The 26,781-nt window shown below is 67.7% G+C and carries 23 protein-coding genes and 1 tRNA gene; 16 read left to right on the forward strand and 8 right to left on the reverse strand.

The window, feature by feature from the left end; translation table 11 throughout:
- Window positions 1-20: 20 nt before the first annotated feature.
- The gene (locus IEV96_RS15500; RefSeq protein WP_188511636.1) at window positions 21-1,022 is read left to right on the forward strand and encodes a ribonucleotide-diphosphate reductase subunit beta; all 1,002 of its coding nucleotides are present in this window, start codon (window positions 21-23) and stop codon (window positions 1,020-1,022) included.
- A 68-nt stretch (window positions 1,023-1,090) separates the two neighbouring features.
- Here IEV96_RS15500 and IEV96_RS15505 read toward each other — a convergent pair.
- A tRNA-Met gene (locus IEV96_RS15505) sits at window positions 1,091-1,164 on the reverse strand.
- Between the two features lie 151 nt (window positions 1,165-1,315).
- Here IEV96_RS15505 and IEV96_RS15510 point away from each other — a divergent pair.
- From IEV96_RS15510 to IEV96_RS15525, 4 genes are all read left to right on the forward strand, one after another.
- On the forward strand, window positions 1,316-2,902 hold the full coding sequence (locus IEV96_RS15510) for a long-chain-fatty-acid--CoA ligase (RefSeq protein WP_188511637.1): 1,587 nt from the start codon (window positions 1,316-1,318) through the stop codon (window positions 2,900-2,902).
- Between the two features lie 73 nt (window positions 2,903-2,975).
- The gene (locus IEV96_RS15515; RefSeq protein ID WP_188511638.1) at window positions 2,976-4,016 is read left to right on the forward strand and encodes a PLP-dependent cysteine synthase family protein; all 1,041 of its coding nucleotides are present in this window, start codon (window positions 2,976-2,978) and stop codon (window positions 4,014-4,016) included.
- Window positions 4,016-5,317 carry an NtaA/DmoA family FMN-dependent monooxygenase gene (locus IEV96_RS15520; protein WP_188511639.1) on the forward strand — a complete coding sequence of 434 codons (1,302 nt, stop codon included), beginning with the start codon at window positions 4,016-4,018 and terminating at the stop codon, window positions 5,315-5,317. Before IEV96_RS15515 ends, IEV96_RS15520 begins: the two co-directional genes overlap by 1 nt.
- A 2-nt stretch (window positions 5,318-5,319) precedes the next feature.
- Complete coding sequence (locus IEV96_RS15525; RefSeq protein ID WP_188511640.1) at window positions 5,320-6,780, forward strand: aromatic amino acid ammonia-lyase; 1,461 nt, start codon at window positions 5,320-5,322, stop codon at window positions 6,778-6,780.
- Here IEV96_RS15525 and IEV96_RS15530 read toward each other — a convergent pair.
- Window positions 6,764-7,246, reverse strand: coding sequence for a GNAT family N-acetyltransferase (locus IEV96_RS15530; RefSeq protein WP_229733451.1), 483 nt, complete (start codon window positions 7,244-7,246; stop codon window positions 6,764-6,766). The genes IEV96_RS15525 and IEV96_RS15530 overlap by 17 nt on opposite strands.
- 305 nt (window positions 7,247-7,551) lie before the next feature.
- Window positions 7,552-11,334: an ATP-dependent RNA helicase HrpA gene (hrpA, locus tag IEV96_RS15535; RefSeq protein WP_188511642.1), complete on the reverse strand. Its 3,783-nt coding sequence runs from the start codon at window positions 11,332-11,334 to the stop codon at window positions 7,552-7,554.
- Window positions 11,335-11,499: 165 nt separating this feature from the next.
- Here hrpA and IEV96_RS15540 point away from each other — a divergent pair, with 165 nt between their 5' ends.
- From IEV96_RS15540 to IEV96_RS15555, 4 genes are read left to right on the forward strand one after another with little or no spacing between them, the layout of a single operon-like run.
- On the forward strand, window positions 11,500-12,429 hold the full coding sequence (locus IEV96_RS15540; protein ID WP_188511643.1) for an ABC transporter ATP-binding protein: 930 nt from the start codon (window positions 11,500-11,502) through the stop codon (window positions 12,427-12,429).
- Window positions 12,426-13,271 carry an ABC transporter permease gene (locus tag IEV96_RS15545; protein WP_188511644.1) on the forward strand — a complete coding sequence of 282 codons (846 nt, stop codon included), beginning with the start codon at window positions 12,426-12,428 and terminating at the stop codon, window positions 13,269-13,271. The genes IEV96_RS15540 and IEV96_RS15545 overlap by 4 nt, the downstream gene beginning before the upstream one ends.
- Window positions 13,214-14,476, forward strand: coding sequence for a sensor histidine kinase (locus tag IEV96_RS15550; protein WP_229733452.1), 1,263 nt, complete (start codon window positions 13,214-13,216; stop codon window positions 14,474-14,476). The genes IEV96_RS15545 and IEV96_RS15550 overlap by 58 nt, the downstream gene beginning before the upstream one ends.
- Entirely contained in the window at window positions 14,431-15,138 is a 708-nt protein-coding gene (locus tag IEV96_RS15555; RefSeq protein WP_188511646.1) for a response regulator transcription factor, read from the forward strand. The genes IEV96_RS15550 and IEV96_RS15555 overlap by 46 nt, the downstream gene beginning before the upstream one ends.
- Before the next feature lie 78 nt (window positions 15,139-15,216).
- Here IEV96_RS15555 and IEV96_RS15560 read toward each other — a convergent pair whose 3' ends face one another.
- Window positions 15,217-17,049 carry an alpha/beta hydrolase family protein gene (locus IEV96_RS15560; protein WP_188511647.1) on the reverse strand — a complete coding sequence of 611 codons (1,833 nt, stop codon included), beginning with the start codon at window positions 17,047-17,049 and terminating at the stop codon, window positions 15,217-15,219.
- 183 nt (window positions 17,050-17,232) lie between these two features.
- Between IEV96_RS15560 and IEV96_RS15565 the strand changes: the two genes are divergently transcribed.
- Entirely contained in the window at window positions 17,233-17,838 is a 606-nt protein-coding gene (locus IEV96_RS15565) for an NAD(P)H-dependent oxidoreductase (RefSeq protein WP_188511648.1), read from the forward strand.
- A 280-nt stretch (window positions 17,839-18,118) separates the two neighbouring features.
- On the opposite strand, the gene IEV96_RS15570 is transcribed toward IEV96_RS15565, so the two are convergent.
- Window positions 18,119-18,805: an alpha/beta hydrolase gene (locus tag IEV96_RS15570; protein ID WP_188511649.1), complete on the reverse strand. Its 687-nt coding sequence runs from the start codon at window positions 18,803-18,805 to the stop codon at window positions 18,119-18,121.
- Between the two features lie 126 nt (window positions 18,806-18,931).
- On the opposite strand from IEV96_RS15570, the gene IEV96_RS15575 reads away from it, so the two are divergent.
- On the forward strand, window positions 18,932-19,519 hold the full coding sequence (locus IEV96_RS15575) for a TetR/AcrR family transcriptional regulator (RefSeq protein WP_229733454.1): 588 nt from the start codon (window positions 18,932-18,934) through the stop codon (window positions 19,517-19,519).
- A gap of 51 nt (window positions 19,520-19,570) precedes the next feature.
- On the opposite strand, the gene IEV96_RS15580 is transcribed toward IEV96_RS15575, so the two are convergent.
- The 3 genes from IEV96_RS15580 to IEV96_RS15590 all read right to left on the reverse strand — a co-directional run bounded on the left by IEV96_RS15580 (window position 19,571) and on the right by IEV96_RS15590 (window position 22,396).
- Window positions 19,571-20,770, reverse strand: coding sequence for an MFS transporter (locus IEV96_RS15580; RefSeq protein ID WP_188511650.1), 1,200 nt, complete (start codon window positions 20,768-20,770; stop codon window positions 19,571-19,573).
- A gap of 104 nt (window positions 20,771-20,874) precedes the next feature.
- A complete protein-coding gene (locus IEV96_RS15585; RefSeq protein ID WP_188511651.1) occupies window positions 20,875-21,618 on the reverse strand; it encodes an SDR family NAD(P)-dependent oxidoreductase in 744 nt (247 codons plus the stop codon).
- Between the two features lie 184 nt (window positions 21,619-21,802).
- Window positions 21,803-22,396 (reverse strand): TetR/AcrR family transcriptional regulator, encoded by a 594-nt coding sequence (locus tag IEV96_RS15590; protein WP_188511652.1) that lies wholly within the window; start codon window positions 22,394-22,396, stop codon window positions 21,803-21,805.
- A 194-nt stretch (window positions 22,397-22,590) separates the two neighbouring features.
- On the opposite strand from IEV96_RS15590, the gene IEV96_RS15595 reads away from it, so the two are divergent.
- The 5 genes from IEV96_RS15595 to IEV96_RS15615 all read left to right on the forward strand — a co-directional run bounded on the left by IEV96_RS15595 (window position 22,591) and on the right by IEV96_RS15615 (window position 26,776).
- A complete protein-coding gene (locus IEV96_RS15595) occupies window positions 22,591-23,289 on the forward strand; it encodes a hypothetical protein (RefSeq protein ID WP_188511653.1) in 699 nt (232 codons plus the stop codon).
- Complete coding sequence (locus IEV96_RS15600; RefSeq protein ID WP_188511654.1) at window positions 23,282-23,578, forward strand: transcriptional regulator; 297 nt, start codon at window positions 23,282-23,284, stop codon at window positions 23,576-23,578. The genes IEV96_RS15595 and IEV96_RS15600 overlap by 8 nt, the downstream gene beginning before the upstream one ends.
- Window positions 23,575-24,471 carry an ABC transporter ATP-binding protein gene (locus tag IEV96_RS15605; RefSeq protein WP_188511655.1) on the forward strand — a complete coding sequence of 299 codons (897 nt, stop codon included), beginning with the start codon at window positions 23,575-23,577 and terminating at the stop codon, window positions 24,469-24,471. Before IEV96_RS15600 ends, IEV96_RS15605 begins: the two co-directional genes overlap by 4 nt.
- Window positions 24,471-25,223 (forward strand): ABC transporter permease, encoded by a 753-nt coding sequence (locus tag IEV96_RS15610; RefSeq protein ID WP_188511656.1) that lies wholly within the window; start codon window positions 24,471-24,473, stop codon window positions 25,221-25,223. Before IEV96_RS15605 ends, IEV96_RS15610 begins: the two co-directional genes overlap by 1 nt.
- A gap of 104 nt (window positions 25,224-25,327) precedes the next feature.
- Window positions 25,328-26,776, forward strand: a complete 1,449-nt coding sequence (locus IEV96_RS15615) for an NtaA/DmoA family FMN-dependent monooxygenase (RefSeq protein ID WP_229733455.1) — start codon at window positions 25,328-25,330, stop codon at window positions 26,774-26,776.
- Window positions 26,777-26,781: the final 5 nt, after the last annotated feature.

Consider the following 26,781-nt stretch of genomic DNA (forward strand, 5'->3'; position numbering starts at 1 on the left):
GTAAAGGAACTGAAAAACTAATGGGAATTCTCGGAACCGGCCTGCAAGACGGCCTCCTCCTCAAACCGATCAAGTACCAGTGGGCGATGGACCTGTACGACCAGGCCGTAGCGAACACCTGGTTCCCGAACGAGATCCAGCTCGGCGAAGACATCGCAGACTTCAAGAAGATGTCCGAGGAAGAGCGTCACGCGGTGACGTTCCTCATGAGCTACTTCAACCCGAACGAGCTGCTCGTCAACAAGGCCCTGGCCTTCGGCGTGTACCCGTACGTCTCGGCCGCGGAGTGCAGCATCTACCTCGCGAAGCAGATGTGGGAAGAAGCCAACCACTGCATGAGCTTCGAGTACGTGCTCGAGACCTTCCCGATCGACCGGGAAGCCGCGTACAACTCGCACGTCGACATCCCGTCGATGGCGCGCAAAGAAGAGTTCGAGATGAAGTACATCCGTCGCATGACGGAGCAGACCCTCGACATCTCCACCGTCGAGGGCAAGCAGGACTTCGTGCGCAACCTCGTGGCGTACAACGTCATCCTCGAGGGCGTCTGGTTCTACTCGGGCTTTATGGTCGCCCTGAGCTTCCGCCAGCGCAACCTGCTGCGTAACTTCGGTTCGCTCATGGACTGGGTCGTGCGCGACGAGAGCCTGCACCTCAAGTTCGGCATCAACCTCATCCTCACCGTGCTCGAGGAGAACCCCGAGGTCGGCACCGAGGAGTTCGCCGCCGAGATCAAGCAGATGATCCTCGACGCCGTCGAGATGGAGGAGGAGTACAACCGCGACCTCCTGCCCAACGGCATCCTCGGCCTCAACGCCACTTACATCAACCAGTACGTGAAGTACCTCGCCGACCGCCGCCTGGAAGAGCTCGGCTTCGACGCGCACTACAACGTGTCAAACCCGGCCAAGTGGATGGCAGCGGCGAACGACACCCTGCAGCTGGTCAACTTCTTCGAGTCGACCAACACGTCGTACGAGTCGAACGCCTCCGCCACCGCGAAGGCACCCGCGAACGCGTAGCAAGAAGACTATTGCCGGTTGAGCAGGTCGCGAAGCGACCTGCTCAACCGGCAATCTGTCTTTAACCGACGCGACGGCAGGATTCGAACCTGCGAATGACGGGTTATGAGTCCGTTCCCTTTGACCACTTGGGCACGCCGCGATGTGATTCCACAGTAGGCACGCCTGTTGCCTTCGGCGTGAATGTGACGGTTGCCTACGCCGTGTGACGCAATGCTCAGGGAGTTGCCCCGGCGCGGGCGGCGGCGTACCGTGCGAAAGAACACCCGGTCAACGACGACAGGAGATTCACGATGGAGCCGACCTACCAGACGCTATCCGTGGCGGCGATCCTCAAGGAATCCGCTGAGCGCACGCCCGACCGCATCGCTGTCGCGGTCGGCGACGACGAGATCAGCTACGCCCGCCTCTGGGAAGAGACGCGCAGCTACGCCGGCGCGCTGCGCGCCCGAGGCGTGAAGCCCGGCGACGCGGTCGGTGTGCTCATCCCGAACGTCGCCGACTTCCCCCGGGTGTATTACGCGGTGCTCAGCCTCGGCGCCGTCGTCGTGCCGGTGCACGCGCTGCTCAAGGCCGACGAGATCGAGTACGTTCTGCGCGACTCGGGCGCGAGCATCCTGATCTGCGCCGCTCCGCTGCTCGCGGAGGGTGAGTGGGGTGGTGCGCTCGCCGGCGTGCCGGTCTTCTCGGTGCTGGCCCCCGGACCCATCGAGGGCGTGCCGCAGCTCGAGGTTCTGGCCGCCGAGGCCGAACCTATCGAGAGTTACGTGCCGCGGTCGCCCTCCGACACCGCGACGATCCTCTACACGAGCGGAACCACGGGCAAGCCGAAGGGCGCGCTCGGCAGCCACCTCGCGCTCGTCGAGCAGACCAACACTCTGCTGCTGAACACCTTCGACCTGACGGCGGAAGACACCGTGCTCGGCTGCCTCCCGCTGTTCCACACCTTCGGGCAGACCTGCGCGCTCAACACGTCGATGCGTGCGGGCGCGAAGGTCGTACTGCTGCCCAAGTTCAGCGGCGAGGCGGCACTTCGGGCCCTCGTCGACAGCGGGTGCACGGTGATGATGGGTGTGCCGACGATGTACATCGCTCTGCTCGAGGCCGCCAAGAACACCGACGACCGCCCGAACCTGCGGTACGCGGTGTCGGGTGGCGCGTCTCTGCCGCTCGCCGTGATCGAGCGCTTCCGCGAGGTGTTCGGGGTAGAGATCTACGAGGGCTACGGGCTGACCGAGACGTCGCCGGTCGCCAGCTTCAACCACGTCGGCCGCGAGCCGCGCGCGGGCAGTGTCGGCCAGGCGATCTGGGGCGTCGACGTCGAGATCGCGAAGGGCGACCTCGACGACAGCGTCGAACTGCTTCCCAGTGGCGAACTCGGCGAGATCGTCATCCGCGGCCACAACCTCATGTCGGGGTACCTCAACCTGCCCGAAGAGTCGGCGCGCGCGGTCGTCGACGGCTGGTTCCGCACCGGAGACCTCGGCACGAAGGACACCGACGGGTATATCTGGATCGTCGACCGCAAGAAGGACATGGTCGTGCGCAACGGCTACAACGTCTATCCCCGCGAGGTCGAGGAGGTGTTGAGCGGCCACCCCGACGTCTCGAGCGTCGCCGTGTTCGGCGTCGCCGACGACGCCCACGGGCAGGAGGTCATGGCGTGTGTCGTGCTCACCGCGGACGGGGAGGCGCAGCCGGATGCGTTGCTCGAATGGGCGAAGGAGAAGCTCGCCGCCTACAAGTACCCGCGTCGCATCGAGATCGTCGAGAGCCTGCCCCTCGGCCCGAGTGGCAAGGTGCTGAAGCGCGAGCTCGTGGCCAGGTACGAGAGCGAGCCGGCGGAGGAGGAAAAGGAGGCGAGCGACGCGCGGATGTGACGGAGCGTGACGCCGTCCGTCACAGTGGGCAACACGAGTTTGCTCGTGCCTCGGCGAGTTCTAGTGTCGTCGGATGACCATAATCGGAGAGCCCACAGGGGTGCGTCCGGCCTACCCGGCCGGCATCCTGTCCTCCGTGACCGACCTCATCGGCAACACACCGATCGTCGAGTTGCACAACCTCACGACCGGTCTGAACTGTCGCGTGCTTGTGAAGCTCGAGAGCCGCAACCCCGGCGGGTCGTCGAAAGACCGCATCGCGCTCAACCTCATCCGTACGGCCGAGGCCGACGGCTCCCTGCTCCCCGGTGCGACGATCGTCGAGTCGAGCTCGGGCAACACCGGGATAGGCCTCGCCCTCGTGGGTCGGTTGACGGGTCATCCGGTCATTATCATCCACAGCGCATTCATCTCCGATGAAAAGCGTGCCCTGCTGACCGCCTACGGTGCCGAGCTGGTCGAGGCCGACTGGGAGGCCGGCCCCGAGAACCCCCAGAACGCCCGCGCCATCGCCGACCGCATAGCGGCCGAGATCCCGAACGCGTGGCGCTCGTCGCAGTACGTGAACGAGGCGAACCCGCAGGCGCACTTCCGCACCACGGGCCCCGAGATCTGGGACCAGACCGACGGCACCGTCACCCACTTCGTCGCGGGGATCGGCACGGGCGGCACGGTCACCGGCACGGGCCGGTTCCTCAAGCAGGTGAGCGAAGGGGCGGTGAAGGTGATCGGCGCCAACCCGGTCGGCTCGACCTACGGCGGCGCGGAGGCGAGCACGATCATCGTCGACGGCGTCGGCACCCGCTGGCCCGAGTCGAACTGGCCGTCGATCTTCGACAAGAACGTCACCGACGAGATCCTCACGGTCGCCGACGCGGTCGTCTACGACACCGTGCGCCGGCTGGCGGTGGAGGAATCGCTGCTGCTCGGCCCGTCGTCGGGACTCGCCGTCGCGGCGGCTCTTCAGGTGGCGGCGACGGCCCACGAGGGCTCAGTGATCGTGGTGATCGCGCCCGACGGCGGCGGCAACTACCTCAGCAAGGCGTACAACAACAACTGGTTGGAGACCGCCGACGTCAACGCCGACGGTTTCGCCGACGGATCGGGCGACTGATGGCACTGCAGCATTTCGGATGGTTCTTGGGTGCGGGTTTCGGCGTGCAGGGTTGGGGCGACCCGACCTACGGCATCGGATACGACTGGAAGCAGCCCCCGGTGTACCAGGACGCAGCCCGCGTGTTCGAGGCGGCCGGTCTCGACCTGTTCATCATCGAGGACGGCGTGACCGTGCCCGACACGTACGGCGGCACCGCCGAGGTGAATCTGCGCGACGCCCGGTTCGTGCCCAAACACGACCCGCTGCCACTGGTGCCCTACCTGCTCTCGGCGACCGAGCGGCTGGGCATCGTGCCGACACTCAGCGCCAGCTTCTACGAGCCGTTCACGGCGGCGCGACTGCTCGCCACGCTGCAGCACTTCGCCGGCGGGCGGCTCGGCTTCAACGTGGTCACGAGCGGCAGCGACATCGCCGCGCAGAACTACGGACTCGACAAGCAGATCGACCACGACCTGCGCTACGACCGGGCCCAGGAGTGGGTCGACGTCGTGCGCAAGCTCTGGCGCAGCTGGGAGCCCGACGCGATCCTCCAGGACACCGCGAACGGCGTGTTCGCGGACTTCGAGAAGGTGCACACCATCGACCACAGGGGCGAGTTCTTCCAGGTGCGCGGGCCGCTGAACACCGCGCCGCTCGCCTCGGAGCCCGTGATGGTGCAGGCCGGCGCGTCCGGCCGCGGCCAGGCGTTCGCGGGGCAGAACTCCGACGTGATCCTGCAGCTGGCGTCGACGCCCGAGCGGATGAGGTCGTACCGCGACTCCATCCGCGCCGTCGCGGCAGAGGCCGGCCGTGACCCCGACGACCTGAAGGTGCTCTTCGTGGTCAACCCGATCGTGACCGCCAACGACGAGGAGAGCGCCGCCGTGCGCGCCCGCCGCTCCCAGCTCACCCAGGCCGCGATCGACGAGGCCCTGCAGGGCGTCTCGTACCTCTCGGGCGTCGATTTCAAGACCTTCGACCTCGATGCGCCCCTGCCCGAACTCACGACCAACTCCAACCAGGGCACCCTCGACAACTTCGTGAAGTCCGCGCCGGCGGGCTCCACCCTGCGCGAGATACTTCAGGCCCGAGCCAACAAGGACGGTCTCGCCGTGATCGGAACCGCCGACCAGATCGCCGACCACCTCGGCGAACTCTCCGACGAGGTCGGCGGCGACGGCTTCCTGTTCACCGGCCAGGTGCACCCGGCGCACGTGCACCGCACGCTCGATCCGCTCGTGCCCGCCCTGCGCCGCCGCGGTCTGCTGCGCGACGAGCTCGGCGACGGGGGACTGCGCGCCAACCTGACAGACTTCTAAGCGTGCCCATTCTCAGCAGACAAGCGGTCAGCATCGCGGATGTCGTCGCCATCGCCCGCACGAACGAGCGAGTCGGATTCGCCTCGATTCTCGAACGCGACCTGCAGGCCTCACGCGACGTCGTCGAGGGCGTGCTCGCCCTCGGACAGCCGGTCTACGGGCTGAACACGGAACTCGGCGCGGGCCGCAACGTCGTCGTCTCGACCGAGACCCTCGAGGAGTACCAGCGCCGCACCATCCGCAACAGCGGCGGCGGCCTGGGCGAACCGCTGTCGCAGGAGCAGGCGCGGGCCGTGATCGCCGCGCGGCTGGTCGGCTTCAGCCGCGGGGGAGCGGGCGTCACCGTCGCGCTCGCCGCTCAGTACCGCGAGCTGCTCAACCGCGACGTGTATCCGCTGGTGCCGCGCACGGGCTCGGTGGGCGCGGCCGACCTCACCCACCTCGCGGCGATCGCGGCGGTAGCGACGGGCGGCGGGTTCGCGATTGTCGACGGCGCCGTCGTGCCGGGAGCCGTCGCACTCGACGCCGTGGGTCTGGCTCCCGTCACGCTGCAGCCGCACGAGGCGATCGCGACGCTCAGCGCCAACAGCTACAGCATCGGTGTGGGTTCGCTCGTCGTGACCGACCTGCGCGCCCTCGCCCGGGTCGCCGACCTCGTGTCGGCGGCGTCGCTCGTGGCGCTGGGTGCACACGGCGCCGGCGGCAACCTGTCGCCGTTCGACGAGCGCGTGCAGGCCGCCCACGCGATCGGGCCGCAGGCGGTGTCGGCGGGGCGCATCCGGTCGCTGCTCGAATCGTCGTCCCTCGCCTCGGGCGTCTCGTCCACGCAGGACGCGATCTCGTTCCGCTCGGTGCCGCAGGTGCACGGCTCGCTCGGCGTAGCGATCGCGCGCCTCGCGACCGCCTTAGAGCTCGAGCTGAACTCGCGCACCGAGAACCCGCTCGTCGACGTGGCATCCGGCTCGCTCGTCTCGGGCGGCAACTTCTTCGCGCTCGAACTCGCGCTCGCCTTCGAGAACCTGCGCGTCGTCGTCGCGCACGTCGCGGCAATGAGCGAGCGGCGCATCTCGCAGCTGTCGACGCTGGGCGTGGGGCTGCGACGTTCGGGCTCCAACGCGGTGCCCGGACTCGCCTGGTATTCGGCGGCAGCGCAGCTGGCCGAGCTGCGCCACCTCGCCGGCTCGGTGACACTCGCGGGATCCTCGCTCTCGGAGGGCGTCGAAGACCACTCCTCGAACGCGGCCCTCGCGCTGCAGGCGCTCGAACGGTCGGTCGAGTTGCTCGGATCGATCCTGGCGGTCGAGGCGATGTGCGCCGTCGAGCTGATCGAGGTCGGCGAGGCGGATGCGGGGACGGTGCTGACACCCGTCGTCGCGGCCGTCGGCGGTGTGGTCCGCGAGGCCGAACCGCTCGAGGCGCGCGTGCGGTCGGTACTGGCGCTGCTGGTTACAGCGGCTTCGTGAAGGCCAGGTAGCCGATCGCCTCGAGGTCGCCGTCGAGGTCGAAACGCGGCTCGTAACCGAGGCCGAGGTAGAGCGCGACCGCCTCGGGCTGGCGCGCGCCGGTCGTGAGTTCGATTCCGGTGTAGCCGCGGGCCGCGGCTTCGCGTTCCAGCTCCGCCATCACCACGCGGGCGAGACCCTGGCGACGGTGGGCGGACGAGGTCCACACCCGCTTGATCTCGGCGGTCGTGTCATCCGTTCTCATGAATGCGCCGCCGGCGACGACCTCGTCACCGCGGAGCACGAGCAGGAACGCGCCGCCGTTCTCGGGGGCGAATCGCTCGGCGGGGTAACGGCTGAGCTCGACCGACGAGGGGATGCCGTCGTTGAGTCCGTAGCGCTCGTCGTACTCGCGCGAGAGTTCGAGGATGAGCGGCTGCGCGAGGGGGTCGTCGGAGCGGGTGTAGAGGAATTCGTTCTGCGGCACGTTTCGAACGTACGGCATTCACGCGACGCGCGCCCGGGAGTGCAGTTGTGGCGGGTGCGACGGCGGATTCACCCGCCACAAGTGCACTATCGCCCGAGCACGCTGGTTTGGATACGGTCGCTGGGCGACCTACGGGGCCGGCAGGTTCGGTTTCGTTGCGCCACCTTTTGGTGGCATAAGGAAATCACGAAGGAGTCTGGAAAACGGAGGTTCAGTTCGTGTTGATGTCAGCGCGAACTGAACCATGAGAATCGCGGATCTGGTTTCGATACGGTCGCTGAGCGACCTACTCAACCCGCAGAAACCTATCCGCCGCCGAGCACCTTCGTGATGCGCTGCAGCGACACCGGCTCGGCGGTCGGCAGGTGCTGCGCGAAGAGCGAGACGCGCAGCTCCTCGAGCATCCAGCGGGCGTGACGCAGGTGCTCGGGGGCGTCGTTCTGCAGCGGCAGGTCGCCGCCGGCGGACACGTAGCGTTGCGTGGCTTCCTGAATTTCCGAGAGCCAGACGCGGTCGCGGCCGGTGTTGTCGGCGAGCCGTTCGATGCGGTGGGCGAGCGCGGCGAGGTAGACGGGGATGCGGCGCAGCTGCGTCGCACCGGTCGCCGCGACGAAGCCCGGGTAGACCAGGTCGCTCAACTGCTCCCGCGCGTCGGCGAGCGGGCCGAGCAACGCCATGCTCGACGTCTTCGAGATCAGCTTCTCGGCGGCCCGAGCCGCGAGCAGGATCGCGCTCACCTGCGCCACCGTCTGGAACATTGCGTCGACGATCGTCGCCGAGACCCTGTCCCTTGCCGCCTCGAACTCGGCCCTGGTGAAAATCGCGGTGTCGCCGAGGACGTCGTCGATGCACGCGGCCATGCAGTCCGCGAACAGGTCGCCTGTGGATTTGTAGGGGCTCGTCGCGAGCGACAGCTTCTCAGCGGAGGTCAGGTGCTGCTGCACATACGCGGTCGGCGCGGGGATCGCGAGCTGCAGCATCCGCCTCACTCCCGCCTTCATGGCCCGGGCCTGGTCTTCGGGCGTCGACTGCAGGCGGATCGCCACGGTTTTGCCCTCGTCGACGAGGGAGGGATAGGCGCGGATGACACCGCTCCCGTGCTTCGTATCGAGCGTCGTCGGCAGCTCGTCGAAGTCCCACGTGGTGAGGCCCTGGCGTTCGAGGTCGCTCTTCGGGGTGACCGAGGCCTTCGCCACGCTCGCCCGCACGGTCGCCTTGAGCTGCAACTGCAGCGAGCTGAGCACCTTCGACGAGGCCGTGACCTTGCCGCGCTCGTCGATCGCCGCGAAGGTGACGCGCAGGTGGGCGGGCACGCGGTCGACGTCGAAGTCGGTGGGGGCGACGGGCGTGTAGGTCTGCCGCCGGATCTCGTCGGCGAGGTACTGGGCGAGCGCGGTCGCTGAGCCCGTCGAAGCGCCCCCTTCGACAGGCTCAGCGACCGAGGACAGCAGCTTCCGCGCCCAGTCGCCGGCGGGCACCACGTTTCGCCGGATCTCCTTCGGCAGGCTCTTGATGAGTGCCGTCACCAGATCCTCGCGGAAACCCGGAACCTGCCAGTCGAAGCCCTCGGGCTTGAGCGACGCGAGCAGCGCGATAGGGATGTTGACGGTCACGCCGTCGTCCTCCGCGCCGGGTTCGAACCGGTAGGTGAGCGCGAGCCGCTGGTCGCCCTGGTGCCAGACGCTCGGGAACGCGTTCTCGTCGACCGTCGCCTCCGGCTCGTCGACCAGGTTCTCGGCGGTCATGGTGAGGAAGGCGGGGTTGCTCTGGCGCTCCTTCTTCCACCAGCCCTCGAAGCTCTTGGTGCTGGCGACCTCGGGCGGGATGCGGCGGTTGTAGAACTCGAAGATCGCCTCGTCGTCGAACAGGATGTCGCGGCGGCGGGTTCGCTCTTCCAGCTCGGCGAGCTCTTTGCGCAGCGCGCGGTTGGCGCGGTCGAAGTCCCAGTCGCGGCCCTTGAGGGTCTCGGCGACGAGGTCGCCCTCGACGAGCGCGTGCCGGATGAACAGCTCACGCGCGTACGCCGGATCGATGCGGGAGAACTGCACCCGGCGCTTCAGCACGATCGGCACGCCGTAGAGGGTGACGCGCTCGTAGGCGACGATGGCACCCTGGCGCTTCTCCCAGTGCGGCTCGGAGTAGCTGCGCTTGACGAGGTCGCCGGCGATCTGCTCGGCCCACGCGGGGTCGATGGCGCCGTTCGCGCGGGCGAACAGGCGGCTGGTCTCGACGAGCTCGGCGCTCATGATCGCGGCGGGCTGCTTCTTGGCCAGAGCGGATCCGGGGAAGATCACGAAGCGCGACTGCCGGGCGCCGACGTAGTCCTTCTTCGCGACATCCTTCAACCCGATCTGGCTGAGCAGTCCGGCGAGCAGCGAGCGGTGGATGCCGTCGGGGTTCGTGTGCGGCTCGCCCACGTGCAGGCCGAGCTGCTTGGCGAGGCGGGTGAGCTGCCGGTAGACGTCTTCCCACTCGCGGATGCGCAGGTAGTTGAGGTATTCGCTGCGGCACATGCGGCGGAACTGATTGCCGCTGAGTTCGGTCTGCTTCTCTTTGAGGTAGTCCCAGAGTTTCAGCAGGCTGAGGAAGTCGCTCGTCGGGTCGGCGAAGCGCGCGTGCGCCTGGTCGGCCTGCGGGCGCTTCTCAAGCGGGCGCTCGCGCGGGTCTTGGATGGAGAGCCCGGCGACGATCGCCATGACCTCGCGCGTGGTTCCGTGCTTCTTCGACTCGATGATCATGCGGGCGAGTCGCGGGTCGATGGGCAGCTGCGAGAGCTGCTTGCCGACCTGGGTGAGACGCGGGGTCTCGCCGGCGCCGTCGACCGCGCCGAGTTCGCGCAGCAGGTCGAGGCCGTCTTTGATGCCGCGGCTGTCGGGCGGCTGTAGGAAGGGGAAATTCGCGATGTCGCCGAGGCCGAGGGAGATCATCTGCAGGATGACCGCGGCCAGGTTGGTGCGCAGGATCTCCGGTTCCGTGAACTCGGCGCGCTTGAGGAAGTCCTCCTCGCTGTACAGCCGGATCGCGATGCCGTCGCTCGTGCGGCCGGAACGGCCGGAGCGCTGGTTCGACGAGGCCTGCGAGATGGCCTCGATCGGCAACCGCTGGATCTTCGAGCGCACGCTGTAGCGCGAGATGCGGGCGGTACCGGCGTCGATCACGTACTTGATGCCGGGCACGGTGAGGCTGGTCTCGGCGACGTTGGTCGCGAGCACGATGCGGCGGCGGGTGCCGGCCTGCGTCGACGGCTGGAACACCTTGTGCTGGTCGGCGCTCGACAGGCGGCCGTAGAGGGGGAGCACCTCGGTGTTGGGCAGGTTCCGTCCGCGGATCGCGTCTTCGGCATCGCGGATCTCGGCCTCGCCGCTGAGGAACACGAGCACGTCGCCGGTTCCCTCGCGCGCGAGCTCGTCGAGCGCCGCGTTGATGCCCTCGATGGGATCGCGGTCGACCGCCGCTGCCGCGGACTCTTCGTCTGCATCCGGCTGCGCATCCGCCACCAACGGCCGGAACCGCACCTCGACCGGGTACGTGCGTCCCGAGACCTCGATGATCGGGGCGTCGTCGAAGTGCCGCGAGAAGCTGCCCGGGTCGATCGTCGCGCTCGTGATGATGATCTTGAGGTCGGGGCGCCGCGGCATGAGCTGCTTGAGATAGCCGAGCAGGAAGTCGACGGTGAGGCTGCGCTCGTGCGCCTCGTCGATGATTATCGCGTCGTATTTCTTCAGATCGCGGTCGCGGTGGATCTGGTTGAGCAGGATGCCGTCGGTCATCAGCTTGATCTTGGTGTCGGCCCCGACGCGGTCGGTGAACCGCACCTGGTAGCCGACGAGTTCGCCGACCTCTTGGCCGAGTTCCTCGGCGATGCGCTCGGCGATGGTGCGTGCGGCGATGCGGCGCGGCTGCGTGTGCCCGATGCTCTCGTAGCCCATCGACAACAGCATCTTCGGGATCTGCGTCGTTTTGCCCGAGCCGGTGGCGCCCGCGATGATCACGACCTGGTTCTCGCGGATGGCGCGCTCGATGTCCTCCCGGCGCTGGCTCACGGGGAGGTCGGCGGGGAAGGAGATCACGGTGGGTACGTCAGACATCGGCCCTCCAGCTTAAGGCTCCGCGGTGCGTCGCCGCCGACGTGCGCTCGCACACCGCGCCCCTGCCGGTACCCAGGTACCGGGTCGCGAAAGACGTCGAGACCGGGGTCCACTGTGCCGACGGCGACCCGCGCCTAGCGTCGTCGGTATGCGAAAGGTAACCAAATGATCAGAGCAGTGGCACTCGCCAAACACTACGGAAACAAGGTCGCGGTCGACGCGATCGACTTCACGGTCAGGCCCGGCCAGGTGACGGGATTCCTCGGGCCGAACGGGGCCGGGAAGTCCACCACGATGAGGATGATGGTCGGGCTCGACCGGCCGACGGCTGGTCGGGTCGAAGTGAACGGGCGTCTCTACCGCGAGCACCGTGCTCCGCTGCGCGAGGTCGGTGTGCTGCTCGACGCCAAGGCGGCGAACGGCGGACGCTCGGCCTACAGGCACCTGCTGTCGATCGCCGCGACACACGGGATCGGTGCCTCCCGCGTCCGGGAGGTCATCGGGTTGGCAGGACTCGATTCTGTCGCAGGCAAACGGGTCGGCGGATTCTCGCTCGGAATGGGCCAGCGGCTCGGCATCGCCACCGCTCTGCTCGGCGACCCGGCGACGATCATCCTCGACGAACCGGTGAACGGATTGGACCCCGAGGGCGTGCGCTGGGTGAGGACCCTGATGCGCGCTCTGGCGGCGGAGGGCCGCACCGTTCTGCTGTCGTCGCACCTGATGAGCGAGATGGCACAGACCGCCGACCGCCTCATCGTGATCGGGCGGGGGAGGATCCTGGCGGATGATTCGATCGACAGCGTCATCTCGGGGGCTACGCGTTCCGTGACCCGCGTGCGCACGCCGCACGCAGAGCTGCTGATGGCGACTGTCGCCGGACCGGACGTGGTCGTCTCGGCCCTCGCCGACGGCGCGATGGAGATCACCGGACTGACCGCGGAACAGGTGGCTATCGCGGCGGCGGGAGCCGGAGTCGCGCTGTACGAGGTGGCCTCGGTGGCGGGGTCCCTCGAAGACGCATACATCGCCCTCACCGCCGGTGAGGTCGAATACCGGTCGTCCGACACCGCAGGAACAGGAGCACGCGAATGAACGCCCTCGAATACCAGCGCGCGGGAGCGATCCCCGAGCACGAACGTCTGAGATTCACCGGCGTGCTCCGGTCGGAGTTCATCAAGCTCACGAGTCTTCGCTCGACAGTGGGGCTTCTGGTGGCGATCATCGTCACCGGGCTCGGTGTGAGCGCCGTGCTGGGCATTACCGCAGAGGGTGCCGGTGTGCCGGACGAACCCTCGGTGGGCTTCCTGTTGGATCAGGTGACGATCGGAACCGTTCTGTTCGGGCAGCTCATCGCGGGCGTACTCGGGGTGCTGGTGATCACCGCGGAATACTCGAGCGGAACCATCCAATCGACGCTCATCGCCGCGCCGGCCAGGGGCGCCGTCCTCGCCGCCAAAGCGGTCGTGGTCTTCCTCACCGTGACCGCCTCGGCCCTCGTCGCACTCTTCGGTTCGTGGGCACTGACCTACCCGATGTTCGCCGCCTTGGGGATCGAGGTCGGTCTGACCGCTCCTGGTGTCTTGCCCGCGCTCGTCGGCGCGGCCGCCTACATCGGTTTCTCGGGCATCCTCGGTCTGGGCATCGGGACCGTGCTGCGCTCGGTCGCTGCCGCGGTGGCGACCGTCATCTCGATAATCCTGCTGCTGCCGATCGTCTTGTCCGTCCTCCCCGCCTCGACCCTGGTCAGGAACCTCCACCTCCTGTCGATGTCGAAGGCCGGCGACGCCATGTCGAACGCGCCCGACGGCGGAGGAGCCCTTCTGGATCTGGCGGACGGGTACGTCAGCTACGGGGCCGGATGGATAGTCGCCGCCGCGTGGGCCGGTATCTTCATTGTCATGGGAGCCATTCAGTTGCGTCGGAAGGACGCCTGATTCCCGCGCCTCGTCGCGTCAGCGCCGCCGACGCGCTGATCGCGGCGGTGTACGCCGTGCTGGCCGTCGGTCTGGCTGCTCTGTCGCTCGAACCGCCACACTCGACTCCGCTGTGGCCGATGGTCCTGCTGGGCATCGGCGGTCTGGCCGCACTGACGATCCGACACCGATATCCGCGGCTGTCCTTCGGGGCCGCTGTGACTCTGTCGGTGCTCTCCCTGGCGTGCGGTTCGGGCGCCGAGTCGTTGCTCGCGGTGGTCGCGGTGTACAGCGCGGGCGCGCGTCACAAGGGGAGGATCGCTTGGCTCAGTTTCGGTATCGCGATGGCCAGCGCCGCGATCGGCGCTGTGGCCTTGTCGATGCGCGGAACCGTCGGGCCCCCCATCCTCGGCCTGGCACCGCGAATCCTCGGCCGCGACCCGCTCCTGGACTGGGCGAACGTCTTTCTGATCATTGCCGCCGTGTTGTTGATCGTCGCTCTCCTCGGCACGAACGCAGGGCACCGACGTCGGTACATCGGCGAGTTGGTCGTGAGGGCCGAGCGGCTCGCGCGAGAGCGCGACCAGCAGGTGGAGATCGCCCGCGCCCTCGAGCGCGAACGGATAGCCCGCGAGATGCACGATGTGATCGCGCACAGCCTCTCCGTGATCATCGCGGTTTCCGACGGCGCGCACGCCGCCGCAGACGATCGTCCCGCCGAAGCGAAAGCAGCGATCGCCCGCGTCGCCGAAACCGGCCGTCGGGCCCTCGGCGAAGTGCGACGACTGCTCGGTAGCGTGCGCGACGACGGCGGGTCCGCGCAGGAGCACGAGCCGCAACCAGACGCGTCGCGGCTCGCCACGCTCGCGGGCGAGTTCGTCGCAGCCGGACTGCCGGTCCGGCTCACCGTGGCGGGGACACCCTCGACCGATCCCGGTCTCGGCCTCACGGTCTATCGGATCGTGCAGGAGTCGCTGACGAACGTGCTCCGCCATGCCCGACAGGTGCGCGCGGTCACGGTCACGGTTGCCTGGACGGCGGACGACGTGACGATTCACGTCCGGGACGACGGGCCCCCGATCGCGGCGGGCACGGAGGAGGGCCGCGGTCTCCTCGGTATCCGGGAGCGGGTGGCGCTGTACGGCGGAACCGTCGATGCGGGACCCGACGTCGAGGGCGGATGGCGCGTCCTCGCGCGACTACGAAGCGGAGATCCACAATCGTGATCGACAACATCCGGGTACTGCTCGCCGACGACCAGGAACTGGTCCGATACGGATTCCGGCTGATGCTCGAGGCCAACCCCGGCATGATCGTGGTCGGCGAAGCATCAGACGGCACGCAGGCGATCGGCGCCGTCGGCCGACTTCGGCCCGACGTGGTGCTGATGGACATCCGGATGCCCGGGGTCGGCGGCGTGGAGGCCACGCGACGTATCACCGAGCTCTATCCGGAGACCCGGGTTCTCGTCATCACCACCTACGACCTCGACGAATACGCTTTCGGCGCCCTCGATGCCGGCGCGGCAGGCTTCCTGCTGAAAGACACCCGTCCCGACGATCTCGTCGCGGCGGTCCGCGCCGTCCACTCGGGCGACGCCGTCGTGTCGCCCCGCATCACCGCGAAACTGATCGAGGTCGCGGCCCCGCACCTGCTGCAGCGGCGCACGCTCGACGCCGACGAGGCTCTGAACGCGCTTACCCCGAGGGAACGGGAAATCTTCGTCCTGATCGGCCGGGGAGAGACGAACAGCGAGATCGCCACGACCCTGCACCTCAGCGAGTCGACGGTGAAGGCCAACGTCGGTCGGGTGCTCGCCAAACTCGGGCTGCGCAACCGCGTCGAAGCCGTGATCCGTGCCTACGAGAGCGGCGTCGTCGGTCAGTGAGCTGATGCGTCCGACCCGAGACGGACGAAGCCCCGGACCGACCGGCCCGGGGCTTCGACTACGCCATCAGCGCCAGCGTCAGTAGGTGACCGTGAGGGTGTTGGTCACCGACACGAGCGTCACTACCGCGGCGCTGATGAAGCCGCCGACGTACGGGTTGCCCGTCACGCGGTACAGCTTGCGCGACAGCACGGCCGTGGCCGCCAAGATGACGATGACCGGGAACAGCCAGATGCTGAAGATGCCGCCGAATCCGGGGATCGTCTCGCCCGTGATGAAGAACGTTGCGTACTGGGCGACGACGAGCACGATCGGTGCCGCCGCGTTGGCGAGCGCCAGCACTGCCGTGTTGACCCATTCGCGGCCGCGGAGAGTGAACCGGTTGAAGACGTTGATCGCCACGGAGTTGGCCACGAAGTAGACCAGGAAGAAGGGCAGGTAGAGCAGCGCGATCCACAGCTTGTCGGGCTCGAAGTCCTTCACCGCGATCACCCAGAACCGGTAGTCAGTGTGCAACAGCCAGTCGGACAGGAAGACCAGCCCGAACGCCGCGGCCACCGTGACCGCGGCCAGGCCGACGCTCTGCAGGAGCTTCTTCCAGCCGGGGAGCAGTCCGAGGTCGCGCACCTTCACGCCGTTCTTACGGCCGAAGAGCAGGTAGGAAATGACCATGATCGCGATCGCTGCGATGCCGTTGACCGCCGCCCAGAAGGCGATGAAGAAGGTCGCACCCTGCGTGAATGGGGTGGGCGCGGCGTTGAACGCGATGCTGTTGATCCACGGCGCCTGACTGAGGGCGACGTAGCTGACCCCCGAGAAGACGGCCGACACGACCAGGCCTCCCCAGAACCATCCCAGTCCCGTACGGGTGTTGGCCGCGACCGGCACGGCGTCGGCGCGCAGTGCCGCGAACGCGCGAGTGGTCAGCAGTGCGCGCGCGAAGGCGAGCAGGAAGATCATGAAGCCGATCAGGCCGAGAGCGGTGAAGGCCTCCTTGAACTGCCAGATCTGCGAGCCGGAGTCCATCGCCTCGGGCGCGCCGAATGCCTCCTGCCAGAACTCGAGCTGGTCGGAAACCGTCTGCTTCGAGATCGTGCCCCACGGGTGGGTCTGCGCCGGGGTGTAGACCACGCGGATGGAGTCGTCGTCGTAGACGGTGTTGGCCTCCCTTTCCTCGCCTTCCTCGGCCGGGTCGACTCCCTGGTTGAGGAACGACTGGGCGTTGGGCGTGCCGATGTAGTCGCGCGGCGCCGTGACGGCGACACCTTCCGCGTTGTAGCTGCGGAAGAAGAACTCGTCGTACTGGTCGGCCACGAGACCCGTGTCGCGGTCGCCGTAGACGTTCGTGTACGCGCCGTCCGCGTCGACGTAGATGGGGTCGTTGTCGACGAGGAAGACGGCGTCGATGAGCTGCTCGTCGGCCTCGTTGTCGAGGACGACCGAGAAGTTGGCCGCGCGCGCGCCGTTGGAGTGACCCGACACACCGATTTTGTCGGAGTCGACGTAGGGCAGGTCGGCGACGAGCTTCACCGCGTCGTACATGCCGGTGCCGCCGAGCTCCAGGTTGGTCGCCGGCAGGTAGTCGGAGTCGCCGTGGCCGTACATGTCGATCGACACCACGACATAGCCGCGGCGGGCGAGCTCGACGTAGTTGGCGTCCTGCATCTCCTTGTTGTTCCACCAGCCGTGGGAAACCACGATGGCCGGTGCCTGCTTGTCGGCGGAAACCCCGTTTGGCTTGTAGAGCAGGGCGCTCATCGACTGGCCGGACGCCGTCTCCCAGTTCATGTCTTTGACGGTCACGGTGTAGCCGGAGGTCTGCACTGCAGACGCCACGATCGACGACACGACCATCAGTACCAGCGATAAGGCGAGCCAGAAGCCGTTGCGCCTAACCAGTGTCGGTTTCATTCCACTCCTTTGTGTGGCCGCGAGCCTCGTTGCCGCGATCCGTCGAGAAGCTTAGGCAGCACCCTCTCGCCCACACGGCAGGTGTCGTCTTAATGCACAAACGTGCAGGTGTAGGCGGCGATGCGGCAAAAGCAGAGCGTCGCGGTGGACAAACGTGCAGGCCTCCTGGGTCAACCTGGAGGGATGCGCACCCTCATCGTCATCGCGCATCCCGACGCCGACTCCCTCACCCATCGCGTCGCCGAGCAGCTGCGGGAATCGCTGGGCACCGATCGGGCGAGTATCGCTCCGTTGGCTCAGGAGGAGTTCGATCCGGGTTTCACGCTCGCCGACCGTGATCTGTATCTGGGCAAGCGGCAGCCCGGCGCGGACGTCGTCGCCGAGCAGAACAGGCTCGACGGGGCGACCGACGTCGTGCTCGTCTTCCCCGTCTACTGGTGGTCGATGCCGGCACTGCTGAAAGGCTGGATCGACCGCGTCTTCGTTTCCGGCTGGGCCTTCGACGTCGACGACAACGGCAGAATCGTGCCGCGGCTGGGGCGCCTTCGCATGCACCTTCTTCCCGTCTCGGGCACCGCAGGGGAGTCGTTCGACCGTCATGGCTATGCGCGTTCGTTCAGCACCCAGATCGAAAACGGCATCGTCGACTACTGCGGCATGCGCCGCGGGGTCACCGCGTTCGTCTACGACTCCGAGTCCGAGGACTCGTTGGCCACGGGACGCTCGGTCGAGTCGGCCGTGGGCGCCATCGTCGGTTCGATAGGAGAGCGGGCCGCTGTCGTCCACTGACCTGTGTAGTCCGTGAGGAAGTCGTCGGGAATGGACTCGTTCCGGAGGACGACTCTCAGAGCGACCTCGTACGGCTGGGGAGGCCCGGAATCCGGCCACGAGCATTGCTGGGCTTGGTCGATTCCGCGCCGCCCACCTCGACTGAGATTGTGACGATTCCCGGAGTTCATGGTCCGTCGACACCGGCACCAGAGGCTCGCGCCACCGAATGGTCAAGAGTCGTTCACAGCCGGCCGCCGCACCCGAACGGGTTGGTGCGGCGGCCGAGCATGGCGAGGTTCTACTCGGTGACGGCGGTCACGGCATTGCGGATGAGGTCGGCGACGACCTTCGGCTGCGAGACGAAGATCGAGTGGCTGCCCGGAGTCTCGACGACGGTGGCGCCGATGCGCTCGGCCATCGATGTCTGCACGACCGGAGGAATCATCCGGTCGTCGCCGACGTGAAGGTACCAGCTGGGCTTCGAACGCCAGGCCGCTTCGGTGACGACGTCGCCGAGCGCGTCGAGTCCCCACGGCACCTGGGAGTCGGCTTGGAACGCCGCATCCTCAGGCGAGGTGTCCGCGGCGAACGACTCGTGGAACTTGGCGCGGTCGAGGAAGAGGTAACCGTTGACGGGCGGCAGGATGGGCGGCTGCGGGCCGTCCTGCGGGAACCCACCGAGAAGCGTGTTGACGGACTCTCCCTGATCGGGCGCGAACGCGGCGATGTAAACGAGGGCGGCGACCTTCTCGTGGTTGCCGGCTTCCGTGATGACAGCTCCGCCGTAGGAGTGGCCGACGAGAACCACGGGTCCGTCAACGGCGTCGACGACGTCGCGGGTGGTGGCGGCGTCGTCGACGAGCGATTTGGTCGCGTTCTGCACGACGCGAACGTCGATTCCGTCGGCGCGGAGCTCGTCGTACACACCTCTCCAACCCGATCCATCGACGAAGCCTCCGTGGACGAGGACGACTGTTGCACTCATGATGTTGCCTTTCCTGACTATGAATAGCCCTCGCGAGCTATGTAGACGAACTAGTACGTCTACAATGGAGACTCTAGAGTGAAGGCGATCGCGGCGCAAGCCGCGAGTCGAGAAAAGGAGGAATCGGTGAGCACAATCACACCGGCGACGACCCGCGGACGCGACGGATCTGCGCGAGACCGCATCCTGGATGCCGCGACCGAGTTGTTCTACGCCAACGGGATCCGCGGGACGAGCGCCGATCGGATCATCGAGCAGGCGGGCATCACTAAGGTCACCTTCTACCGCCACTTCCGCACCAAGACCGACCTCATCGTCGCCTACCTCGAGCTGCAGGCCGCGGGAGAGCGAGCGGCCATCGAATCCGCCCGCGATCAGGCCGGTCCAGAAGACGCCCTGTCGAACATCGCGAAGGTCATCGGCACCGCCAGTTGCATGCCCGGATTCCGTGGCTGTCCGTTCATCAACGCCGCCGCCGAGACGCCCGACCCGGAGGACCCTGTGCGCGTCGTCGTCGACGCGCATCGCCGATGGACACGCGAGGTGCTCGCGGAGATCGCGACGGATGCCGGCGCGGCAGACGCAGATACCACCGCCGGGCAGCTGCTGATGCTGCGCGACGGGGCGATGGTGAACGGTTACCTGAGCGACCCCGACAAGATCGCTGAGACGCTCCAGATCGCCTGCCTCGCCGTCATCTCGAGTTCGCGATAGCGGCCTGACAGCTACACCGGCTCAGGCGGCCGGCCGCGTCGAGGTCGACCGCTACCCGGCGTTGGATCCGCGTGCACCTGACTTTCTTGCGAAGCCGAGCCGGAAGGTGACGATGCACACGGCGAGCACGACGGCGCCGGCGATGGGGATGAGGCTTGCACCGGCCAGTCCTGCCGCGGTGGTCGCCACCACCGGGGCGATGGCGATCCCAAGGTATTGGGCGCTAGTGAACCACGACAGGGTGAGGCCTGTAGTAGCCCGGTCGATGGTGGCCAGGCGGTGCTGAATCGGAATCGTCGCGCCGAGAGCCGTGGCACCCCAGAGGACGAACAACACGACCTCGATCCAGAATGTGCCACCGATGAGCGCGATGAGCACGAGGATCACTACCTGCATGATCACCAGCTCGGTGAATGTTCTCCGGGCGGAGAAGCGATCGGTGATCGGGCCGGCGATCACGTTCCCGACCACCGAGCCGAGGCCGAACGCGAGTAGTAAGAGCGCGAGGAGCCCGCCCGAGCCGCCGGTGGATTCCTCGGTGACGGAGGCGCTGAACAGGTAAACGATGTTGAAACCGAGGATGAGGAGCAGCGTCGAGACGAGTCCCAGACTGACACGCGCGTCGCGCAACGGGCGCAGTCTCTGACGGACAGAGGCAATCGGGGGAATAGGAACGTGACGGACGACGAGGGCGACGGTGACGGCGAGCAGAACCGCGAGGATGGCAATGACGAACAGCGGGGTGCGCCATCCGTATGCTGCTGCGAGGGCGGTGCCTGCGGGGGCGCCGACGGCGGTCGCGAGGCTGAATCCGAGTGTGACGACGGCGATTGCCGTCGCTACCCGTTTCGGGGGCAGAAGCGCGGGTCCCGCGGCCGTCGAGGTCGGCACGAGAACAGCTCCACCGAGGGCGCCGATGGCACGACCGACGATAAAGACCTCGATGGTCGGTGCCATTGCGGTGATGAGGATGCCGATCGCCATGAGGGACAACCCGGAGACGATGAGGGTGGTACGTGAGACGTGGCCGAGCAGTATCGACGCCGCGGGTGCAGCGATGGCGATGACCAGGGCGTAGACCGTGATCGAGTATCCGACCGTTGCTCGGGTGGTGTCGAATGCCTCGGCCAGGGTGGGGAGTAGTCCGGCGATCACGAATGCGTTCGTGCCTGTCAGGAACAGCCCTGCGGAGAGGAGGGCGAGTTTCAGGTAGGTCGCGCGGGTCACGGGTGGTTCGTCAGTGGTGCTCATCGGTGGGTTTCCTCAGTGAGTAGTGATGGTCGTATGGATCCCGCTCGGTGCGGGGTTGATCTTCAGGAGAGGGCTACCCAGTCGTGGTGGTGCGGCCGCCGGGCTCAGCTGGGTAGCGCGGTTCGTCTTCCGCCGTTGGCGGCCACGATCGCGCCATTGACGTAGCTGCTGCCCGACTGGACGAGGAACAGCACGACCGCGGCGATCTCAGCCGGGTCGCCGATTCGACCGCGTGCCGTCGTGTTGTCCATCGCATCGCCGGCGGCCGCGAGCATCGACTCCGTTCCGAGGGTGCGAACCGGGCCGGAAGCGACGGCGTTCACACGGATGCCGTGGGCGCCGAACTCAGATGCCCAGTAGTGCGTGAAGACATCGAGGGCAGCTTTTGATGCCCCATAGACAGCACCGGCGGGCATGACGGTCGTGGCCGCGCCCGAACTGATGTTCACGATCGCGCCGTAGTTCTGCTCGATCATGTGGGGCACGAGAGCTGCGACCAGTTGGAAGGGTGCGCGTGCGTTGATGGCGAAGTGCCGGTCGACGCTCTCGGCCGTGGTCGCGAGGGTGGACGCGAACTCGTAGATGCCGGCGTTGTTGACGAGGATGTCGACCGGGCCCGCCTCGCGGGCTAGCCGCTCGACGTCCCGGGAGTCGCCGAGGTCCGCGGCGACAAACCGAGCAGCGCCCCCGTTGGCGCTGATCGACTCGACCACCTCCGCTCCCCGCCGGGGATCGCGGCCATGGATGACGACGTCAGCACCGTGCTGCGCGAGCAGCTCCGCCACCGCACGCCCGATGCCCGATGTGGCTCCTGTGACGAGGGATGTTCTTCCTGCGAGATCCGACATGGTGCTCCTTTTGGGTTGATTGACCCAATCCTTGCACAGAATGGGTTGATCAACCCATTCCGCGTGAAAGGCGTCGCCGAGCACGGGTATACGCACGCATGCGGTGGCAGGGCGCCGCGAAGGTGCCGGGCGTCGCGTCGCGTCGCCGAGCAGCGGGCGACAGGTGAGCGCGCCCGGATCGCGCTCAGGCGGCGAAGGACTCCACGTAGCGGAGCGCGGCGTTCATCGCCGAGCGCATCGGTGTCGACGTCTTCATCGTCTGTCCCAAAAGAGTGCCTCCTTGGAGGGCCGTGAGCAGCACCATCGACAGCTCGTCGAGATCGGCGTCTGAGCGGAGGTCGCCCCGGTCGCGCATCGCACTGAGACCGTCTCGCAGCAGGAGCTGCAGACGCGTGAAGGCGCTGCAGAGCTCGACCCTGGTCTGTTCGTCGCCGGGGCTCACCGAGCCGGCGAGCATCGCCAGCGTGCAGGCGCCGTAGCCACTGTCGTGATCCACATTCTCGACCGCGGCATCGGCCCACGCGTGGAGGGCAACCATGCTGTCGAGCGGACGCAGCATGGGGTGAACGACCACCGCTTCCGACTCGGACTGGTGGCTGATGACCGCCCGCACGAGCGCCTGCTTGCTTCCGAAGTAGTGGGCCAGCTGGGATCCGCTGACTCCCGCGGCCTTGCGCACGTCATCCGCGCTAGTGCCGGCAACGCCGAACTGCCCCATCAAAGTCGCGGCCGTCTCGACGATGTGCTCTTTGGTTGCCTGCCCTTTGCGGGTGATCATCGATTCAGAATAGCGTATTGGGTCGGCCCGCCCAGATCGAACGCACAGCTGCGCTGCAGCGTGCACGGCAAGAACGGAATGCCGCACGAGCGCCGATCGCACGCGAAGTCGCCTCGGTGCCCCCGTCGGAGCGACAGGAGGCGCGTGGCGAAAGGCTATTGACTCCGCAGACTAGTTTGCGATACAAAGTACCTATGACGAACAACAGCGGCAGACCGGATGCCCCGGGCTCGCCCGACTCGGACGCCCCACTCGATCCCGCCGCCATGTACGCCCTGCTGCAGAACCAGCAACGCAGCGTCGAGACGCAGATGGGCGCGTTCGTGCCATACATCACGCTCGCGTGGGGACTGACCTGGCTGATCGGGTTCGGATCGCTCTGGCTCATCGACGGTCTGCAGCCGGCGTTCTCGTTGCCGCTCGGCGTCGCCGTTCCGATCTTCATCGCGACCGTCCTGATCAGCGGCGGATTCTCCGCCTGGCTCGGCATCCGCAGCGGCCGGGGCATGCGCGGCAACACCGCGTCGGCCTTCACCGGAACCGTCTACGGCGTCACTTGGTCGATCGGCGCCACCGCGCTCGCCGTGTTCGGCGGCGCGCTGCGCTACCAGGGCATGTCCGCCGAACTCGCGAACTTCTACTACCCCAGCGCGTACGTGCTCTTCGCCGGGATCATGTACGTCATCGCCGGCGCGATCTGGCACGCGGTTCCCTCGGTGGTCGCGGGATGCTGGCTCGTGCTCATCGCCGTCGTCGCGCCGTTCTTCGGCTATCCCGGCCACTACCTCTTCCTCGCGCTGGCCGGCGGCATCGCGTTCCTCGCCCTGTCCGCGTTCGGCGCCGTGCAACAGCGCCGCGTCCGCGAGGCAGCGAACGGCGGACACCGTGGATGAGCTCGACCCGGTCATCCACGCCCAGGCGCGCCTTCGCATCATGGCGGCGTTGTCGACCCTCGAGGCGGACGGGTCGATCTCCTTCCCCCGCCTCCAGGAGCTGCTCGACATGACGGCGGGCAACCTGTCGACGCACCTGCGCAAGCTCGAAGACGCCGCGTACGTCGACATCACGAAGACCCACAAGGGCCGCACCCCGATCACCTACCTCGGCCTCAGCAAGAAGGGCCGCCGCGCGTTCGAGGACTACATGGACACACTGCGATCGGTATTGGGAGAAGCGAAATGACAAAACTTGCCGGTCTCAGCCACGTTTCCCGCCGTTTTGGCGACGTGACCGCCCTCGACGACGTGACGCTCGACATCCACGCCGGCTCGATAGTCGGCCTGCTCGGTCCGAACGGCGCGGGCAAAACGACACTGCTCTCGCTGGTGCAGGGCCTCCGCCGCCCGACGCAGGGCACGGTCGAGCTGTTCGGCGGCTCGCCGCAGAACGCCCGCAACCGGCTGCGGCTCGGGTCGACACCGCAGGCGACGGCGCTGCCGGAGACGCTGCGCGTGGGCGAGGTGCTCGACTTCGTCGGCGCGCACTTCGAGAATCCGGTGCCGGTCGCCGAGGTGCTGGAGGAGTTCGGACTCACCGAGCTGGCGCGCAAGCAGACCGGTGCGCTGTCCGGCGGCCAGAAACGCAGGGTGAGTGTCGCCCTCGCCTTCGTCGGGCGACCCGAACTGGTGCTGCTCGACGAACCGACCACGGGACTCGACGTCGACGCGCGCCGGGTTCTCTGGGAGGCGATCCGCCGCCAGCACGACGCCGGCGCGACGATCGTGATCACGAGCCACTACCTCGAGGAGATCGAGGCGCTCGCCGAACGTGTGGTCGTACTCGGCGGGGGCCGGGTGCTCGAAGACGACACCCTCGGCAACGTGCTCGCACGGGTGAGCCTGCGGCAGGTCACCCTCGACTCGCCTCAGGTCGACCGAATCGCCGGGCTGCCCCACGTCGTGGGACACGAGCCCGCGTCATCCGGAACCACCTTCTATGTGCAGGACTCCGACGCCCTCATCGTCGAACTGGTGCGCACGGGCATACCCTTCGCCAACCTCACCGTGCGCGGCGCGACCCTCGAAGAGGCGTTCCTGACCCTGACCGATACCGCGGACGAAAGGATCGAGGGCTGATGTCTGTTGCCAGTCTCACGTTGCTGCACGCCAAGTACTCGCTGCTCGAGACGATGCGGGTGCCGGTCTCCGTCATCGGCACCATCGTCTTCCCGGCCCTCGCCCTGCTCTTCTTCGTGGTGCCGCAGTCGGCGGTCGCCCAGAACGAGCAGTACGCCACCGAGGCGGTCATCTCGATGGGCGTCTTCGCCGTGATGGTCGGGAGTCTGTTCAGCTTCGGCCTGGGCATCTCCGAGAACCGCGAGAAGCCGTGGGACCCGTACCTGCGCACGCTGCCCGCGCCCGGCATCGCCCGCGTGCTCGCGCACATCTTCTCGACCGGCCTGATGACGATCGTCGCCCTCGTGCCGCTCGTGATCATCGGCCGGCTGCTCACCGAAGCCCGGGCCACCCCGCTCGAGCTGCTCTACGGACTGCTCGCGATCATCGTCGCCGCCCTGCCGTTTATGCTGATGGGCATCTGCATCGGCTACGCGCTCTCGACCAAGGCGGCGATCGCGGTCATCCAGATCGCGTTCTTCACCCTCGCCTTCGCCGGCGGACTCTTCCTGCCGCCGGTGCTGTTTCCGGACTGGCTGAACGCGATCTCGCAGTTCCTCCCGTCGCGGCAGGCCCGCGACTTCGTGATCTGGGCGGTGCAGGGCGGCGAGATCGAACCGCTGACCTGGCTGGGGTTGCTCGGCTGGATCGCACTGCTGCTCGCGCTGGCGCTCGTGCTCTTCCGCCGCGATGAGGGGCGGCGGTTCCGCTAGGCGCGACCGCACCGCCGGGCCGCACTGTGACGAACGTGGTCGGCTCGTTACCCCGTGTGACCTCCCCGCTCGCCCCGCTGGCCGGGCGTGCCTAGCGTCGAATCGTGACGATAAACGGGCAGCAGCTTCCGCCGCGCGAGGGCCACCTCGTTCTCGGCGCGACGGTGCGCACCCTCGGCGCCTGGCCGTCGGGCTGGCGGGTGCCGGGCGCGCACGGCAACCCGGCCGACGACCCCACGATCCTGCGCCGCACCGCGCTGACCGCCGAGGCGGCCGGGCTCGACTTCCTGTTCTTCGGCGACTGGCTCGCGACCGCCGCCGAGTTCGAGCACACCGACCCGTACCTGCTCGCCCGCATCGAACCGTTCGCGGCGGTGAGCTACCTCGCCGCCGTCACCGAGCGCATCGGGCTGGTCGCCACGGTCAGCTCCGCGCATGCCGAGCCGTACACGACGGCCCGCTCGTCGGCCTCGATCGACGTGCTCAGCGGCGGCCGCGTGGCGCTGTGCGTCGCGACCGGCGCCGAGGCCCGTTCGGCCAGCAACTTCGGCTGGGACACCGTGCACAGCGACGCCGACCGGTTCGCCGCGGCGGGCGAGTTCATCGACATCCTGCGCGGACTCTGGGACAGCTGGGAGGACGGCGCCTTTATTGCGGATGCCGCGAGCGGGCGTCTCATCGACGGGTCGAAGCTGCACCCGCTCAACTACGTCGGCGCCTACCGCGCCTCGGCAGGACCGCTCAACACCGTTCGCCCGCCGCAGGGACACCCGCCGATCGCCGTGGTCGGCGGCTCGGTGAACGCCCGCCGCCTCGCCGCCCGCGACGCCGACCTGCTCTTCGCCAGCCCGCGCACCTTCGACGAGGCCGTCGAGCAATACGTCTCGTCGCGCCAGCAGGTCGCCCGCGAGGGCCGCAGCGTCCGGGACTTCCGCATCGTGACCCCCATCCTGCCGATCGTGGCGGAGACCCGCGAGGCGGCGTGGGCGATCTACGACGAGCTGGTCGCGCTCGTGCCCCTGCCCGACGAGCCTCTCTCCGACGTGCGGCTGCAGCTGCCGAGCAACCGCACCTTCCGCACGCTCGCGAGCGTGCTCGGCGTGCCGCTGACCAGCGTCGCGCTCGACGACTCGGTGCCGACCCGCGTCGCCGCCCGGTTCAGCTCGCTCGGTGCCCAACTGGTGGAGGCCGTCCGCGCCCGCTCGGGTCGCGTCGTCGGCGGAGAGCGGCCGGTCACCTACCGGCACCTGCTCGTCGCGCATGCCGTCACCGCCCCGGTGCTGGTCGGCTCGGCCGCCGACGTCGCCGACCACTTCGAAACGTGGTTCCGGGCGCGGGCGGTGGACGGGTTCACGGTGCTCTCCGCCGTCACGTCGGCCGTGTCATCCGAAACCGCTATCGATTCGTTCGAGGCCTTCGCTACCCTCGTCGTACCGGAGCTGCAGCGTCGCGGCCTCTTCCGCACCGCCTACGAGGGTTCGACCCTGCGCGACCACCTCGCCCTCCCGGCGGTGCCCAACAGCCATCTCCGCGTCCAACTCCAAACCCTCTAGGACTC

This window comes from Conyzicola nivalis, from assembly GCF_014639655.1.
Taxonomy (GTDB): Bacteria; Actinomycetota; Actinomycetes; order Actinomycetales; family Microbacteriaceae; genus Conyzicola; species Conyzicola nivalis.

What these genes read in the sequence shown, in the direction of transcription:
- IEV96_RS15500 (WP_188511636.1), top strand. Translation starts at nt 21, where the DNA reads ATGGGAATTCTCGGAACCGGCCTGCAAGACGGCCTCCTCCTCAAACCG.
- IEV96_RS15510 (WP_188511637.1), top strand. Translation starts at nt 1,316, where the DNA reads ATGGAGCCGACCTACCAGACGCTATCCGTGGCGGCGATCCTCAAGGAA.
- IEV96_RS15515 (WP_188511638.1), top strand. Translation starts at nt 2,976, where the DNA reads ATGACCATAATCGGAGAGCCCACAGGGGTGCGTCCGGCCTACCCGGCC.
- IEV96_RS15520 (WP_188511639.1), top strand. Translation starts at nt 4,016, where the DNA reads ATGGCACTGCAGCATTTCGGATGGTTCTTGGGTGCGGGTTTCGGCGTG.
- hrpA (WP_188511642.1), bottom strand. Translation starts at nt 11,334, where the DNA reads ATGTCTGACGTACCCACCGTGATCTCCTTCCCCGCCGACCTCCCCGTG.
- IEV96_RS15540 (WP_188511643.1), top strand. Translation starts at nt 11,500, where the DNA reads ATGATCAGAGCAGTGGCACTCGCCAAACACTACGGAAACAAGGTCGCG.
- IEV96_RS15545 (WP_188511644.1), top strand. Translation starts at nt 12,426, where the DNA reads ATGAACGCCCTCGAATACCAGCGCGCGGGAGCGATCCCCGAGCACGAA.
- IEV96_RS15555 (WP_188511646.1), top strand. Translation starts at nt 14,431, where the DNA reads ATGGCGCGTCCTCGCGCGACTACGAAGCGGAGATCCACAATCGTGATC.
- IEV96_RS15560 (WP_188511647.1), bottom strand. Translation starts at nt 17,049, where the DNA reads ATGAAACCGACACTGGTTAGGCGCAACGGCTTCTGGCTCGCCTTATCG.
- IEV96_RS15565 (WP_188511648.1), top strand. Translation starts at nt 17,233, where the DNA reads ATGCGCACCCTCATCGTCATCGCGCATCCCGACGCCGACTCCCTCACC.
- IEV96_RS15570 (WP_188511649.1), bottom strand. Translation starts at nt 18,805, where the DNA reads ATGAGTGCAACAGTCGTCCTCGTCCACGGAGGCTTCGTCGATGGATCG.
- IEV96_RS15580 (WP_188511650.1), bottom strand. Translation starts at nt 20,770, where the DNA reads ATGAGCACCACTGACGAACCACCCGTGACCCGCGCGACCTACCTGAAA.
- IEV96_RS15585 (WP_188511651.1), bottom strand. Translation starts at nt 21,618, where the DNA reads ATGTCGGATCTCGCAGGAAGAACATCCCTCGTCACAGGAGCCACATCG.
- IEV96_RS15590 (WP_188511652.1), bottom strand. Translation starts at nt 22,396, where the DNA reads ATGATCACCCGCAAAGGGCAGGCAACCAAAGAGCACATCGTCGAGACG.
- IEV96_RS15595 (WP_188511653.1), top strand. Translation starts at nt 22,591, where the DNA reads ATGACGAACAACAGCGGCAGACCGGATGCCCCGGGCTCGCCCGACTCG.
- IEV96_RS15605 (WP_188511655.1), top strand. Translation starts at nt 23,575, where the DNA reads ATGACAAAACTTGCCGGTCTCAGCCACGTTTCCCGCCGTTTTGGCGAC.
- IEV96_RS15610 (WP_188511656.1), top strand. Translation starts at nt 24,471, where the DNA reads ATGTCTGTTGCCAGTCTCACGTTGCTGCACGCCAAGTACTCGCTGCTC.